The sequence below is a fragment of the Granulicella sp. dw_53 genome (genome assembly GCF_018449545.1).
Lineage (GTDB): Bacteria > Acidobacteriota > Terriglobia > Terriglobales > Acidobacteriaceae > Edaphobacter.
Genome location: NZ_JAAVUR010000009.1, coordinates 88,336 through 102,801, shown reverse-complemented (window position 1 = coordinate 102,801; position 14,466 = coordinate 88,336). Strand labels below are relative to the sequence as shown.

Sequence of the window (14,466 nt, the reverse complement as noted above, 5' to 3'; positions counted from 1 at the left end):
GGCGTCTGTGCCTTGTATCAAACCAGTTCAAGACGCCAAAGTGGCGGACAGCCACCCTTTAGCGGCGCTCCATCTGAACCTGGAGTTGGCAGTTGTCTGGATGGGCGATGCATTGCTGACGGGCGTCTTCGACCATCGTGCTGGTTCCGGCGTACTGGGCCAGCCAGAGAGTGTTCCCGGGCAGAATGCCGAGGATCAGGCTGGCGAGCGCGGCCAGGGTGAGGCCGATGACGGCGGGAACGCTGGTTGCGCGGGGCTGGCTGGCTCCGGCGGTGAGCTCCGTGGCGGGCGTGCGGCGGGAGAACATCGCGAAGAGCAGGCGCAGGTAATAGAAGCAAGCTACGCCGGAGTTGATGAGGCCGATGACGGCGAGCCAGATGTGTCCGGAGCCGATCGCGGCGGAGAAGACGTAGAACTTGCCGAAGAAGCCGCCGGTGAAGGGGATTCCGATGAGCGAGAGGAGGAAGAAGGCCAGGACGCTGGCAAGGACGGGGCGACGGGCGGCGAGGCCGGTGTAGTCGTCGATGGTGCGGGCGGTCTCGTCGAAGCCGCCGACCTGAGTGATGACGGCGAAGGCTCCGACGTTCATAGCAGCGTAGGCCGCGGTGTAGAAGGCCGCGGCGGAGATGGCTTCGACCGGGAAGGCGGTGAAGGCGACCAGCAGGTATCCGGCGTGGGCGATGGAGGAGTAGGCCAGCATGCGTTTGACGTCGCGCTGGAGGAGCGCGCCGAGATTGCCGATAGTCATCGAGAGAGCAGCGAGGATCCAGATGAGGATGGCCCAGCGGTGCTGCATGGAGGGGAAGCCGGAGAAGGTGATGCGGAGCAGAACGGCGAAGGCGGCTGCCTTGGGCCCGGTGGACATGAGACCGGTGACGGGGGCGGGAGCTCCCTGGTAGACGTCTGGGGTCCAGACGTGGAAGGGCGCGGCGGAGACCTTGAAGGCCAGGCCAATGAGGATCATCGCGAGGGATGTGAAGGCGATGAGCGGGGTAGCAGTGGTGCCGAGACCGGCAGCAATGGCGACGATGGAGGTCGAGCCGGTGGCTCCGAAGGCGAGGGCGATGCCGTAGAGGAAGAAGGCGGTGGCAAAGGAACCCAGCAGGAAGTACTTGATGGAGGACTCGGATGCGGTGGACTGACCCTTGCGCATGCCGGCCATGATGTAGGTCGAGATGGAGGAGATCTCGAGTCCGATGAAGACCATGAGGAGCTCGACGGAGCAGGTCATGAGCATCATGCCGACGGCTCCGAAGAGGACCAGGGCGAAGTACTCCCCGGCGTGGGTGGCGTAGGTCTCGAAGTAGTCGAGCGAGGTGAGCAGCGTCACCAGGACGATGGCGGCGATGAGGAGGTGGAAGAAGATGGAGAAGGGGTCGGTCTGGATGGTGCCGGAGAAGGCGTGGACGGTGCCGAAGCCGAGCTGGAACCAGCTTGCTCCGCCAGCCAGAAGGGTGCCGGCGATGGCGATCCAGCCGAGGGGCTTGCGGGAGCTGCTGTGCTTGAGGCAAGGCTCGGCGAGCATGATGAGCACCCCGGCGAGGGTGAGGATGTATTCGGGGAGGAGCGCGAGGACGTTAGGGGACACTTACCTGGCCTCCGGTGATGCGGTTGTGGTGGGGGGCTGCTCGAGGTTGAGATCGGTTTGGGACTGAGGAACGGGGGGCAATGCGATGACCTCTGAGGCGGGCTCGTGGGCCAGCTCGACGCCGGCGGGATCGATGGATTGCATCCAGTAGGGGGAGGCGACGCCCATGGCGAGCATGACGGCGATGACGGGCCAGAGTGCGAGGTGCTCCCGGGCGTCGAGGTCGCGGGCTGCGACGGCTTCGGACTTGAGGCCGAGGCTGCCGTAGAAGACCTTCTGGATCATCATCAGCATATAGGCGGCGGTGAGAATGACTCCGGAGGTGGCGAGAGCGGTCCAGAAGGCGTGGTGCGGAAGGTTGGCCTGCATGGAGCCGGAGAAGACCAGGAACTCGCCGACGAAACCATTGAGCATGGGCAGGCCGATGACGGAGAGGGTGGTGATGACGAAGAGGGTGACCATCCAGGGGAGCTTCGCGGCGAGGCCGCCGTACTCGCGCATGTCGTAGGTGCCGTAGCGCTCGTAGAGAACGCCCATGAGCATGAAGAGGGCCGCGCCGCCGATGCCCTCGTTGAGGGTCTGGTAGATGCCACCGTCGACACCGGAGATGGTGAAGGTGAAGACGCCTAGAACGACGACGCTGACGTGGCCGAGAGTTCCAAAAGCGGCGAGGCGCTTGAGGTCCTTCTGGACGAGGGCGATGAGTGCGCCATAGACGATGCCGATGGCTCCCAGGGCGATGAGTAGGGGAGCGATTTGGCGGGACTGGTCTGGGAAGAGGCCGAAGGAGAAGCGCAGGATGGAGTAGAGGCCTAGTTTGCCGGCGAGGACCATGACTGCGGCGGTGGGAGCTTCGAAGACGGCATCGGAGAGCCAGCCGTGCAGCGGGAAGATGGGGACCTTGACGGCGAAGGCGGCGAGGAAGGCGAGAGAGGCGAGCCAGAGGCCGGCGGTGTTCCCGGACAGACCATGGGTGGCGGCGAGGACGGTGAGCTGCGGGATGTCGAAGGTGCCGGTGTTGATATACAGCCAGAGCACAGCGACGAGCAGGATAGCCGAAGGGATGAAGGCGTAGAGGAAGTACTTGATAGCGGCGCGACGGCGATTCTCGGTGCGGCCGAAGATGGCAATGAGGATCGCCATGGGAACGAGGGTGAGCTCCCAGAAGGCGTAGTAGAGGAAGAGGTCCAGCGAGACGAAGACGCCGATCATGGCAACCTGCTGGAGCAGGAAGAGGATATAGAAGAGCTTCTTGCGCTCGGAGATGGTGCGCCAGGAGATGAGGACGCCGAGGGGGGCGAGGAATCCGGTGAGGACGACGAGCCACATGGAGAGGCCGTCTACGCCGAGGTGATAGCGGATGGCTGGGGAGTCGATCCAGCCGACGTTCTGTTCGAAGGCGAAGTGCCCGGGACCGCCGGCGGTGTAGTGCGCGGGGAGGTGCAGGGTCATCAGGAAGGTGAGCAGAGTGACGGCGAGGGCGGTCCACTGCATGATCTTCCCCTTGTCCGGCAGGAAGGCGAGGAGGACCGCGCCCGCGAGCGGGGTGAAGGTGAGGAGGGTAAGGATGGAGTGGTCTAGATTCATGGGTTGCTATCGATTCCTGGTGTTGCTGGTAGTGCAAAGAACAAGAGCAAAAGCTAGTGCTGCCAGATGGCGCGGCCGAAGATCATGACGACGAGAACGGCAGCGGCTCCTAGTGCGAGCCAGCCGGCGTAGGAACGGATGTTTCCGGACTGAATGAGACGAGCGACGGAGCTGAGACCGCGGGTAGTTGCGCCAGCGAGCGATGCGGAGCCGCCGACGAGGCCGGCGTCGACGAGACCACCGAGGATGAGACGGCTGAACATCTGGAGCGGGGTGACGATGGTGGCCTGATAGATCTCGTCGATGTAGAACTTGTTTTCCAGCAGACGATAGAGGGCCGGGGCCTTCTCGGCGATGGCGTCGGCGGTGCCGGGCTTCTTGTAGTAGAAGGCGTAGGCAAGGCCGAATCCGGCGAGAGCGATGAGGACGGAGACTGCAGCGAGGCCGAGTTCGAGGCTGTGATTGGCTACGGTGGTGACGGCTTCAGCGGTGCCGCTGGTGAAGACGGGCTCGAGGAAGTGCTCGATCTCGTTGTGTCCACCGAGGGCCGCGGGAACGCCGACCCATCCGCCGATGACGGAGAGGATGGCGAGGATAGCCAAAGGAACCGTCATGATGGCGGGAGACTCGTGGACGCCGTGGGGATGGGCGGCCTGGGCATCGTCGTGCCCGGCTGCGTGGCTGGCGTGGTTGTCAGCGGGGTGCTCGTCGAAGTGCTCGGGTCCGAAGAAGGTCTTGAACCAGAGGCGGAACATGTAGAAGGAGGTCATTCCGGCGGTGAGGAGGCCGACGGCCCAGAGGAGCTTGCCGAGGGGATTTGGGGAGATGAAGGCCTGGTAGAGGATCTCGTCCTTGGAGAAGAAGCCGGCCCAGGGTGGGATGCCGGCGATGGCGATGACGCCCATGGTCATGGTCCAGAAGGTGACCGGGATGCGCTTGCGGAGGCCGCCCATGTTGCGCATGTCCTGCTCGCCGGAGAGGGCGTGGATGACGGAGCCTGCGGCGAGGAAGAGCAAGGCCTTGAAGAAGGCGTGGGTGAGGAGATGGAAGATGCCGGCGGTATAGGCTCCGACTCCGCAGGCCAGGAACATGTAGCCGAGCTGGGAGACGGTGGAGTAGGCCAGGACGCGCTTGATGTCGTGCTGCACCATGCCGATGCAGGCGGCGAAGATGGCGGTGGCGGCTCCGATGATGGCGACGACGGTGAGAGCAGTCGTGCTGCGATCGAAGAGGACGTGGCAGCGGGCGACCATGTAGATGCCGGCGGTGACCATGGTTGCGGCATGGATGAGGGCCGAGACGGGGGTGGGGCCTTCCATGGCGTCGGGGAGCCAGACGTAGAGGGGGATCTGGGCGGACTTGCCGGCGGCTCCGACGACGAGCAAGAGGGCGATGATGGTGAGGGTTCCGCCCTGCCACTGGGGGTTGGCGGCGATGTGGTTGAAGACCTGGTGGAAGTCCAACGAACCGAAGTGCGAGACGATCAGGAACATGGCGAGGAGGAAGCCGAAGTCCCCGATGCGGTTGACGATGAAGGCTTTTTTGCCGGCGTTGGCGGCGGAGTCCTTCTGGAAGTAGAAGCCGATAAGCAGGTAGGAGGCGAGACCGACGCCCTCCCAGCCGACGAAGAGCAGCAGGAAGCTGGAGGAGAGCACCAGCACCAGCATGAAGAACATGAAGAGGTTGAGGTAGGCGAAGTAGCGCCAGTAGCCCTCTTCGTGGGCCATGTATCCGGCGGAGTAGAGATGGATGAGGAAGCCTACTCCGGTGACGACGCCGAGCATGAGGAGGGTGAGGTGGTCGACGGTGAAGGCGAAGTCGACGTGGAAGCCGGTAATGGCGATCCAGGGACGAGAGATGATGGTGATGGACTCGGGTGCTCCGGCGGCCTTCATCGTGGTCCAGAGCCAGGCGACGAGCGCGGCTGGGATGGCGGTGAAGAGCAGGGCAATCGCGGTAACGGCGGCGCGGGGCAGCTTGCGGCCGAGCGTCCCGTTGATGAGGAAGCCGGCGAAGGGAAGCAGCGGAATCAACCAGAGGTAAGAAGAGGGCATAGAGGTCACGATTTCATCAGGTTGATCTGGTCAACGTTGAGCGTCTGGCGGGTGCGGAAGATGGCGATGATGATGGCGAGACCGACGGCGGCTTCGGCTGCGGCTACGACCATCACAAAGAAGACGAAGATCTGTCCCTGAACCTGATGCCACATGTGAGCGAAGGCGACGAAGGTCAGGTTGACAGCGTTGAGCATCAGCTCAATGGACATGAAGACAGTGATGATATTGCGTTTGATGAGGAAGGCTGCGACACCGGTGGAGAAGAGAATGGCGGCGAGGACGAGATAGTAGGCGATAGGGACCATTAGGCTTGGCTCCTCTTCATCTGGGCGATACCGTTTCGGAGCGCCCAGACTCCAGTTACGCACATCAGGAGTACACCGGGAAGATCCAGGAAACAAAGTGCGTAGATGTTGTTGAAGAAGGTCACACCGATCAGGTGCATCAGGCTTCCGGCGAAGCCAATCGCGTAGATCCAGCGCCTTGGCGGCAAAGAAGCCATAACCAGGAAGCTAATAGCGATGACGAAAGCTCCAAGAATGAGGGAAGCATGATTTTGCATCGGCTACTGCTCCTTCCGGGCGAGCACTACGGCTCCGAGAATGGCTACCAGGATGAGGATCGAGGTGACCTCGAAGGGCAGCAGAAGCTTGGTGAAGAGGACGGAGCTGATCTCGGAGATGTTGTTGGTGGCGTGCGAGAGCTGTCCGCCGAGGTTGGCGAGGCCGAGCGCCTTGCTCTCGGAGAGGAAGACGAAGCTGAGCAGGCAGAAGATGGCGGCTGCTCCGGGGAAGCCGGCGATGTACGCGGCTCGGCTGCCGGTGGTTCGCTCTTCTTCGCCCGCGTTGAGCAGCATGATGACGAAGACGAAGAGGACCATGATGGCGCCGGAGTAGACGATGACCTGGGCGGCGGCGAGGAACTCCGCGCCGAGGGACCAGTAGAGGACCGCGAGGGACATCATGACGACGACCAGCGACAGGGCAGAGTTGATGGGGTGCTTCTGCAGGAGCAGGTTGAGGGCTCCTGCTACCGCCAGACCGCCGAAGATGAGGAAGAGTGCCAGTTGCATGAGGGTTCCGCGTGGTCCTTCATTTTCGCCTGCGCCGTACCGGCTGGTTAGCTTTCGGAGGCAGGGCTAAGGTGTGGCTATTGTGGTGATTGTAAACGGTTGAGATTGACGGTGCGGTTTATAGACCGCACCGCAGGAAACTCAGGCGCGTAGTGCGAGGACGAGACTGGTGACGATAATGTTGACCATGGCGATGGGAAGCAGCACCTTCCAGCCGAAGCCCATGAGCTGGTCGTAGCGGAAGCGCGGCAGCGTGCCGCGGACCCAGATGTAGAGGAGCAGGAAGGCCAGAACCTTCAGGACGAACCAGAGGATAGGCAGGATGGCCTGGACGATGGCTCCGCCGAAGGCTGGGATGAGATGGCCGAAGGGGCTGGACGGGCCGCCGAAGAAGAGCAGGGTGGCGACGCAGCTTACGGTGATCATGTTGGCGTACTCGGCCATGAAGAACATGGCGAACTTCATGGAGGAGTACTCGGTGTGGTATCCGGCGACGAGCTCGGACTCGGCCTCGGGGAGGTCGAAGGGGGAACGGTTGGTCTCGGCGTAGGCGGCCACGAGGTAGACAAAGAAGGCAACGAACTGGAAGCCGCCGAAGATGTTCCAGGAGAGAGCTCCGTGGGCGGACTGGCTGGAGACGATGTCGCGCAGGCTAAGGGACTGGGCGCGGAGGACGACTCCCACCAGCGAGAGGCCGAGGGCCAGCTCGTAGCTGATCATCTGGGAGGTGGCGCGAAGGCTGCCGAGCAGGGCGAACTTGTTGTTCGAGGACCAGCCGGAGAGCGCGATGCCGTAGACACCGATGGAGGTGATGCCGAGGATGACCAGCAGGCCGATGTTGACGTTCGCGACGTTGAAGATGTCGACGCCCTTGACGTTCTGGATGGCTCCAAAGGGAACGACGGCGATGGAGACCAGCGAGCAGGCCAGCGCGATGATAGGCGCGATGATGAAGAGGGGACGCTCGGAGGCCAGGGGCATGAGGTCTTCCTTGAGGAAGAGCTTAATGCCGTCGGCGAGGGGCTGGAGCAGGCCGAAGGGGCCGACGCGGGAGGGTCCCCAGCGGTTCTGCATGCGGCCTAGGACCTTGCGCTCCAACAGAACCGTGTAGGCGACCGCCGTCAGGGTGATGACGAGGACGACGACGATCTTGAGGATGCTGAGGAGCAAGAATGTCAGGAACGGGGTTAAAGGTCTCACGGTGTAGGGTCGCGCTCCTAGTCGGCGGCGGTCTGGATCTGGGTGAGTAGCGAAGAAGGACGAAGGCTCTCGTTGTGCTGCAGGTCAGAGAGCATGGTGGAGTAGCGGCCGAGGGTCCCGGAGGTGAAGAGGGAGTCGTTGGCCGGCAGAACGAGGTCGCGGCGGGTGGTGATCTGAACCAGTTCGGCTGGGGCAGCGGGCGACAGGTGCTGGTCGTTGCCGGAGAGAAGCTGGAGGCGAAGGATGTTGTAGCCGGGGACGAGGCGCTGGATCTCGTCGAGAATGGCGAGGGGATCGAAGGGGCTGAGGCGGGGCTCGAGGTTCTGAGCAGTAAGCCAGATGGAGTGGCGGTCGGCCTCACCGGACTGCGCGCCGCGGGTCTGGCCCATGTCGGCGCGGAGGCCTTTGCCGAAGGGGACGAGGGCGCGCATATTGGTCCCCATCTTGTCGGCGATGCGGACAATCATCTCGAAGTCGGTGCGGACTCCGGCTCGGTCCCCGGCCTTCTTGACCTGCTGGAGGTCGCCGTAGCTGTTGGTGACGGAGCCGGCCTTTTCATAGAGGTTGGCGGCGGGAAGGATGACGTCGGCGAGGGCCGCGGTCTCGGTGAGGAACATCTCCTGGACGACGACGAAGGTGTTCTTGAGAGCAGCCGCGTCGACCCCGTAACGTGCGACGGGGTTGGAGTTGACGACGTAGAGCGCCGAGAGGTCGCCCTTGCCGGCGGCGTCGAAGATCTCCAGCATGTCGAGGCCAGGAGCGAGGGACCCGGAGGTGGTGTTAGCAGTGTATTCGGTCGCGAGGGGGCTGGAGCTGCCGACGGGGTTGTAGCCGGGGAGCATGTCGGGGAGCAGGCCCATATCGGCTGCGCCGCGAGAGTTGGCGTAGTCGGAGAGCAGGGCGAACTTCGCGCCGGGGAGGGTGAGGCCAAAGGCGATGAGCTTGCGGAGGTCTGCGCCGCGAAGCTCCGAGCCGATGAGGATGAGGAGGTTCTCCTCAGACTTTACGACGTCGCGGAAGGCGCTGAGGCCAGTGGCGTCAGAGGCTGCGCTGGAGGCGGAGGCGTCGTCGCCGGCGAGGTAGCTGGTGAGTGCGCTGTAGCCAAAGGGCGAGAGCTGCACGAAGGCCTTAGCCTGGCGGCGGAGCTTGATGGGCTCGGAGTTGGCGATGTAGAGCTTGGCGCGATTGAGGCGCACGTTGGTGCGAAGGTTCCAGGCGGTGCCGGGGGCCTGAATGGTGGGGTCGCCGCCGACGATCAGGACCGAGGGGGCGGTGAGAGTGTCGCGCAGGGAGGCGGTGCGGTTGGTCTGTCCGGCGAGGGCCTGGGCGAAGGAGACGTAGTCTGCGGTGCGGTGGTGGTCGATGTTGTTGGTGCCGAGGACGGTGCGGGCGAACTTCTGGAGGAGGTAGGCCTCTTCGTTGGTGAGGCGGTTGCCGCCGATGACACCGATGGACTTGCCGCCACGGGTGTCGCGCAGCTCGCGGAACTTCTTGCCGACGAGGTCGAGGGCGACCTCCCAGGAGACGGACTTAAACTCGCCGTTGGTCTGGCGGACGAGCGGCTGAGTAATGCGGCCTTCGTGATTGGCGAAGTCGAAGGCGTAGCGGCCTTTGTTGCAGAGGAAGTCGCCGTTGATGCCGGACTTGTCGCGGTTGTCGCCACGAACGATCTCGCTGCCGTCAGAGGTCGAGCGGACGCCGAGGGTGGTCTTGCAGCCGTCTCCGCAGTGGGTGCAGACGGTGGCGACGTGATTCATCTCCCAGGGGCGGGTCTTGTAGCGATAGGTGCCGGAGGTGAGGGCGCCTACGGGGCAGGCGTCGATGCACATGCCGCACTGCTCGCAATCCACATGGGGCAGATCGTCAGGGGACATCTGCGCGGGGACGTTGGGGGCGATGACAGAAGAGCTGCCACGGTTCTGGATGCCCAGGGCGAAGACGTCCATGCCTTCGCCGCACATGCGCACGCAGCGGTAGCAGAGGATGCAGCGGGGGCGGTCGAAGTAGACGACCGGGGACCACTTCTGCTCTTCGCGGTGGTTCTTGGGCTCGGCGTAGAAGCTGTCGGCGGCTCCGTACTTGAAGGTCATGTCCTGGAGCTCGCACTCGCCGCCGGCGTCGCAGACGGGGCAGTCGAGGGGGTGGTTGCCGAGGAGAAGCTGCAGGGTGGCTTTGCGGGCCTGGGCGATCTCAGGGGTCTCGGTCTGGACGACCATGCCTTCGGCGACCGGGGTGGTGCAGGCGGTCTGGAGTTTGGGCATCTTCTCGATGCGGACGACGCACATGCGGCAGGCGGCCTGGAGCGAGAGCCCGGGATAGTAGCAGAAGGCAGGGATCTCGATGCCAGCGGACTTGCAGGCCTCGATGAGAAGAGTGCCGGCGGGGGCGGTGAGCTGTTTGCCGTCTACGATGAAATTTACGTCTGCCATCTTTGAATCCCTCTACTTCGACTTCTGAATCAAAATCTTCTGATCATCGCTGTGGTGAGCGCCGCGTACTGTCGTTATCACCCTTACGAGTCCAATCAGAAGTACGATCGCTACCAGCACCCAGATCAACCTGGGCAAGGCGTTGCTCAATGTCCAGCTCCGACGAGTTGCTCCACTGTAATCAGAGGTGTGCCGGCGCGGTTTCCGTCGATGTACTCTTCGAACTCCTTACGGAACTTCTTGACGAAGCCGAGGGTGGGCATGGCGGCTGCGTCGCCGAGCGGGCAGAAGGTGCGGCCCATCATGTTTTCGGCGAGGTACTGGACGTTGTCGACGTCCTTTCTGGAGCCGCCGCCGTTGTAGACGCGGGTCAGAGTCTTCTTGATCCAGTCCGTTCCTTCGCGGCAGGGGATGCACCAGCCGCAGGATTCGTGCTGATAAAAAGCGATGGTGCGCAGAGCGAACTCGACGATGGAGACCGTCTCGTCGAGGACGACGATGCCGCCGGAGCCGAGCATGGTGCCGGCCTTGCCCATCTGGTCGAAGTCGAGGCCTACGTCGATCTCGTCGGCGGTGAGGACGGGGCAGGAGGCTCCGCCGGGAACGACGGCTTTGAGTTTTTTGCCGTCTTTAATACCGCCGGCTACTTCATAGATAGCCTTACGGAGCGAGTAGCCCATGGGGAGCTCGTAGACGCCGGGCCGCTCGACGTGGCCGGAGATACCGAAGAGGCGGGTGCCGCCGTTACGCTCGGTGCCGAGCTTGGCGTAGGCCTCGCCGCCCATGAGCAGGATGTGGGGGGCGTTGGCGATAGTCTCGGCGTTGTTGATCACGGTGGGTCCGCCGTAGAGGCCGACGACAGCGGGAAAGGGTGGCTTGATGCGCGGGACGCCGCGCTTGCCTTCGAGGGACTCCATGAGGGCGGACTCTTCGCCGACCTCGTAGGCTCCGGCTCCGGTCTGGGTGATGATGTCGAAGTCGACGCCGGTCCCGAAGATGTTCTTGCCGAGGAAGCCTTTGGCGTAGGCGTCTGCTACTGCCTTCTCGACGATCTTGAGGAGATAGCGGTACTCTCCGCGAAGGTAGATGAAGCCGAGCTTGGAGCCGATGGCGAGGCCGGCGATCATGGTGCCTTCGATGACGGCGTGGGGATCGTGCAGGAAGATGACGTGATCCTTGCAGGTGCCGGGCTCGGACTCGTCGCCGTTGACCAGGACGTACTTGGGCTTCTCGGAGACCTTGGGGACGAAGGACCACTTCATACCGGTGGGGAATCCGGCTCCACCACGACCGCGCAGACCGCTGGCCTTCATGGTGTCGATGATCCAGGCGGGGCCGTTGGCGATGGCCTGCTGGACGGCCTTGTAGCCGTCGAGCTCGATGTACTTCTCGATGTCGGCTGCGCCCATGCCGAAGCGGCGGGAGATTACTTTTACTTCATCGGGATGACTGACGAGGGCTGGCATTACTTTACGTCCTTTCCCTGACCATCACGGTACATCTGGAAGAGAACGTCTACCTTTTCAGGAGTGAGGTCGTCGTGGAAGTCGTAGTTAATCTGCATGGCGGGAGCCCAGCAGCAGGCTCCGATGCACTCGACCTCTTCGAGGGAGAAGACGCCGTCCGGGGCGGTCTCTTTGTGGCCAACGCCGAGGGTCTTCTTGCAGTGGTCGAGGATCTCGTAGCCGCCGCGCAACATGCAGGAGATATTGGTGCAGACCTGGACGTTATACTTGCCGGCGGGCTTGGTGCGCAGCATGGAGTAGTACGAAAGGACGTTGCGAACGTCCAACTCGAGGATTTCGATGCGCTCGGCGATCTCGGCGACAGCGGCGTCGGAGACGTAGCCTAGCTCATCCTGCGCGTAGAGCAGCATGGGAACGAGGGCGGAGCGGCGCAGGGGATAGATGGTGACGAGATGGTCGAAGCGGGCTGCAAGCTCCGGCGAGAAGATCGAGTTGGCGACTGTGCTCACTGCATTAGCTCCCGCGTCAGCCGTTCGGCTGTGAAATCCATATCTTCGGTTATTGCGCCGATCGTTACGGTTCCATCTTCGTTGAGCTGGAACGGCTGCGAACGGTTGTTGTCTTCGGTCATCTGGCTGGGCGTGAAGCGGAGCCAGCGGGTACCGACGCGAAGCAGAATGACATCGCTTCCTACTTCTACGATGGCCTGGTGGCGGCTGTTGAGTCCTTGCGCCGCTCCATAGCTGCGAATCATCGATGCGAACGAGGTCCAGAGTTCTACGTGGAGGCGTTCGTTAATCAAACCGTACCTCTGGGGCAAATGCCCCGCACTGCTTTGAACTATCGGCACGGCTTATGCTGTGCCCTTGCAACAAAAGCGAAACACAAATGACGGTGCTGCAAATCTTCTTCTATCGGTCGATCTCTCCGAGGACGATATCGATGGAGCCGATGACGGCGACGACGTCGGCGAGCAGGCGGCCTTTGCACATGGTCTCGAGCGCCTGCAAGGTGGCGTAGGAGGGGTTGCGCATGTGTACCCGGAAGGGCTTGGCAGTGCCGTCGGAGACGACGTAGTAGCCCATCTCGCCGCGAGGCGATTCGACGGCCTGGAAGACCTCTCCGGCAGGAACGCCGAAGCCCTCGGTGACGATCTTGAAGTGATGGATGAGCGACTCCATTTGGGTCTTCATCTGTTCGCGGTCGGGCAGGATGATCTTAGGGGCATCGGCTACGATGCGGCCCTCGGGCATGCCGTCTAGGGCCTGCTGAGCGATCTTGACGGACTCGCGCATCTCGTCCATGCGGACGACGTAGCGGGCCCAGACATCGCAGTCCTGCGAGACGGGCACCTTGAACTGGAACTTCTCGTAGCCGGAGTAGGGCATGTCGCGGCGGAGATCCCAGTCGACGCCAGAGGCGCGGAGCGGGGGGCCAGTGACGCCGAGGGCGATGGCATCGGCGGCGGAGAGATGACCGATGCCCTTGAGACGGCCGATCCAGATGGGGTTTCCGGTGAGCAGGTTCTCGTACTGCTGGATGCGGTCGGGCATCAGGTTCAGCAGGTCCTGGACCTTCTTGTAGAAGTCCAGCGGCGGCTCCAGGCTGACTCCGCCGATGCGGAAGTAGCTGGTCATCATGCGCTGCCCGGCGACACTCTCGAAGATGCGGAGGATGTCTTCGCGCTCACGGAAACAGTAGAGGAAGACGGTGAGAGCACCTACGTCCATAGCGTGAGTTCCGAGCCAGACGAGGTGCGACTGGATGCGGGTGAGCTCGTTAAGCAGAACGCGAAGGTACTGGGCGCGCTCGGGAATCTCGAGACCAAGCAACTTCTCTACGGCGAGGCAGTAGGCGAGGTTGTTGGTCATGGGACAGAGGTAGTCAATGCGGTCGGTCAGGGGCACGACCTGCTGGTAGAACTTGGCCTCGCAGGTCTTCTCGATGCCGGTGTGCAGGTAGCCGATATCGGGGGCGAGCGAGACGACGGATTCGCCGTCGATCTCCAGCACCAGGCGAAGCACACCGTGGGTGGAGGGGTGCTGCGGCCCCATATTGATGACCATGGTGTTGTCTTTGGAGGGGTCCGCGCCGTTGTGGCGGGCTGCGTCGGCGATGACGTCTTCGACGCCGGGGTTCAACATGTCTGGAGCTGCGACGGGTGCCATTAGCGGTAGCCCTCCACGGGGTAGTCCTTGCGGAGCGGATGACCCTGCCAGTCTTCCGGCATCATGATGCGGGTCAGGTTGGGATGGCCGCCGAAGTGAACGCCGAAGAGGTCGAAGACCTCGCGCTCGTAGAAGTTGGCGGAGGGCCAGACGCCGACGATCGAGTCGATGGCGGCATCGCCGCTGTCGAGCAGCGCGATAAGGCGGATGCGGGCCTTCAGGGCGTGCGAGAGGATGTGATAGGTGATCTGGAAGCGGGGCTCGGAGGGGTACCAGTCGACGGCGGTCACGTCCTCGAGGAAGATGTATCCGGCGGCCTGCACGGCCTGGGTCGCGGCGATGATGTTCTCGCGGGCGACGGTGATGGTGAGTTCGGCGCGGTCGTATTTGGCGTCGGTCGCGACGCCTGCGAGAGCTTTAAGAGCAGGGTTATCGGGAAGGGCCTCGGAGACTGCCTGGATGCCTTTGACGGCGGTGGCGGGATCGTACACTAGAGGTCTCCCTTGTCGTTAGCCCAGTCCAAGATACCTTTTTTCCAGACGTAGAAGAGGCCGATGGCGACAAAGCCAAGGTAGGTCAGCATCTCGTAGAAGCCGAACATGCGCGAGCCGGTGATGGCTGGCAGACGGCGGAAGATGACGGCCCAGGGCAACATAAAGACGGCTTCGACGTCGAACAGAATGAAGAGCATGGCGACCATGTAGAAGCGGACGGAGAAGCGTCCGCGCGCGTCACCTACGGGGTCCATGCCGCACTCGTAAGCGCCGGCCTTGGTGCGTGAGTTTTTATGTTTCCCGATGAGGAAGGATGCCCCCACCATGCCGCATGCCATTCCCAAAGCAACCAGGACCTGCAATACGAGAGGAATGTAGTTCCAAATGTAGGGGTACGTTTGCATC

The 14,466-nt window shown here is 62.8% G+C and carries 14 protein-coding genes; all 14 read right to left on the bottom strand.

Annotated features, from left to right (window positions below; genetic code table 11):
* Positions 1-58: 58 nt before the first annotated feature.
* Entirely contained in the window at positions 59-1,588 is a 1,530-nt protein-coding gene (locus tag HB393_RS15370) for an NADH-quinone oxidoreductase subunit NuoN (RefSeq protein ID WP_213806067.1), read from the bottom strand.
* Positions 1,589-3,175: an NADH-quinone oxidoreductase subunit M gene (locus tag HB393_RS15365; RefSeq protein WP_213806066.1), complete on the bottom strand. Its 1,587-nt coding sequence runs from the start codon at positions 3,173-3,175 to the stop codon at positions 1,589-1,591.
* A 53-nt stretch (positions 3,176-3,228) separates the two neighbouring features.
* Positions 3,229-5,229 (bottom strand): NADH-quinone oxidoreductase subunit L, encoded by a 2,001-nt coding sequence (gene nuoL / locus HB393_RS15360; protein WP_213806065.1) that lies wholly within the window; start codon positions 5,227-5,229, stop codon positions 3,229-3,231.
* 5 nt (positions 5,230-5,234) lie between these two features.
* Complete coding sequence (gene nuoK, locus HB393_RS15355) at positions 5,235-5,537, bottom strand: NADH-quinone oxidoreductase subunit NuoK (protein WP_213806064.1); 303 nt, start codon at positions 5,535-5,537, stop codon at positions 5,235-5,237.
* Complete coding sequence (locus HB393_RS15350) at positions 5,537-5,794, bottom strand: hypothetical protein (RefSeq protein WP_213806063.1); 258 nt, start codon at positions 5,792-5,794, stop codon at positions 5,537-5,539. The genes nuoK and HB393_RS15350 overlap by 1 nt, the downstream gene beginning before the upstream one ends.
* Before the next feature lie 3 nt (positions 5,795-5,797).
* The gene (locus HB393_RS15345) at positions 5,798-6,304 is read right to left on the bottom strand and encodes an NADH-quinone oxidoreductase subunit J (protein WP_213806062.1); all 507 of its coding nucleotides are present in this window, start codon (positions 6,302-6,304) and stop codon (positions 5,798-5,800) included.
* A 141-nt stretch (positions 6,305-6,445) separates the two neighbouring features.
* Positions 6,446-7,504, bottom strand: a complete 1,059-nt coding sequence (nuoH, locus tag HB393_RS15340; protein ID WP_213806061.1) for an NADH-quinone oxidoreductase subunit NuoH — start codon at positions 7,502-7,504, stop codon at positions 6,446-6,448.
* Positions 7,505-7,521: 17 nt separating this feature from the next.
* A complete protein-coding gene (locus tag HB393_RS15335; protein ID WP_213806060.1) occupies positions 7,522-9,933 on the bottom strand; it encodes a molybdopterin-dependent oxidoreductase in 2,412 nt (803 codons plus the stop codon).
* A gap of 146 nt (positions 9,934-10,079) precedes the next feature.
* Positions 10,080-11,399: an NADH-quinone oxidoreductase subunit NuoF gene (nuoF, locus tag HB393_RS15330; RefSeq protein WP_213806059.1), complete on the bottom strand. Its 1,320-nt coding sequence runs from the start codon at positions 11,397-11,399 to the stop codon at positions 10,080-10,082.
* On the bottom strand, positions 11,399-11,908 hold the full coding sequence (locus tag HB393_RS15325) for an NADH-quinone oxidoreductase subunit NuoE (RefSeq protein ID WP_213806058.1): 510 nt from the start codon (positions 11,906-11,908) through the stop codon (positions 11,399-11,401). The genes nuoF and HB393_RS15325 overlap by 1 nt, the downstream gene beginning before the upstream one ends.
* Positions 11,905-12,201 carry a transcriptional regulator gene (locus HB393_RS25290; RefSeq protein WP_255551183.1) on the bottom strand — a complete coding sequence of 99 codons (297 nt, stop codon included), beginning with the start codon at positions 12,199-12,201 and terminating at the stop codon, positions 11,905-11,907. Before HB393_RS25290 ends, HB393_RS15325 begins: the two co-directional genes overlap by 4 nt.
* A 109-nt stretch (positions 12,202-12,310) precedes the next feature.
* Positions 12,311-13,567 carry an NADH dehydrogenase (quinone) subunit D gene (nuoD, locus tag HB393_RS15315; protein ID WP_213806057.1) on the bottom strand — a complete coding sequence of 419 codons (1,257 nt, stop codon included), beginning with the start codon at positions 13,565-13,567 and terminating at the stop codon, positions 12,311-12,313.
* Complete coding sequence (locus HB393_RS15310; protein ID WP_213806056.1) at positions 13,567-14,058, bottom strand: NADH-quinone oxidoreductase subunit C; 492 nt, start codon at positions 14,056-14,058, stop codon at positions 13,567-13,569. The genes nuoD and HB393_RS15310 overlap by 1 nt, the downstream gene beginning before the upstream one ends.
* Positions 14,058-14,465, bottom strand: a complete 408-nt coding sequence (locus tag HB393_RS15305; protein WP_213806173.1) for an NADH-quinone oxidoreductase subunit A — start codon at positions 14,463-14,465, stop codon at positions 14,058-14,060. The genes HB393_RS15310 and HB393_RS15305 overlap by 1 nt, the downstream gene beginning before the upstream one ends.
* Between the last annotated feature and the right edge of the window lies 1 nt (position 14,466).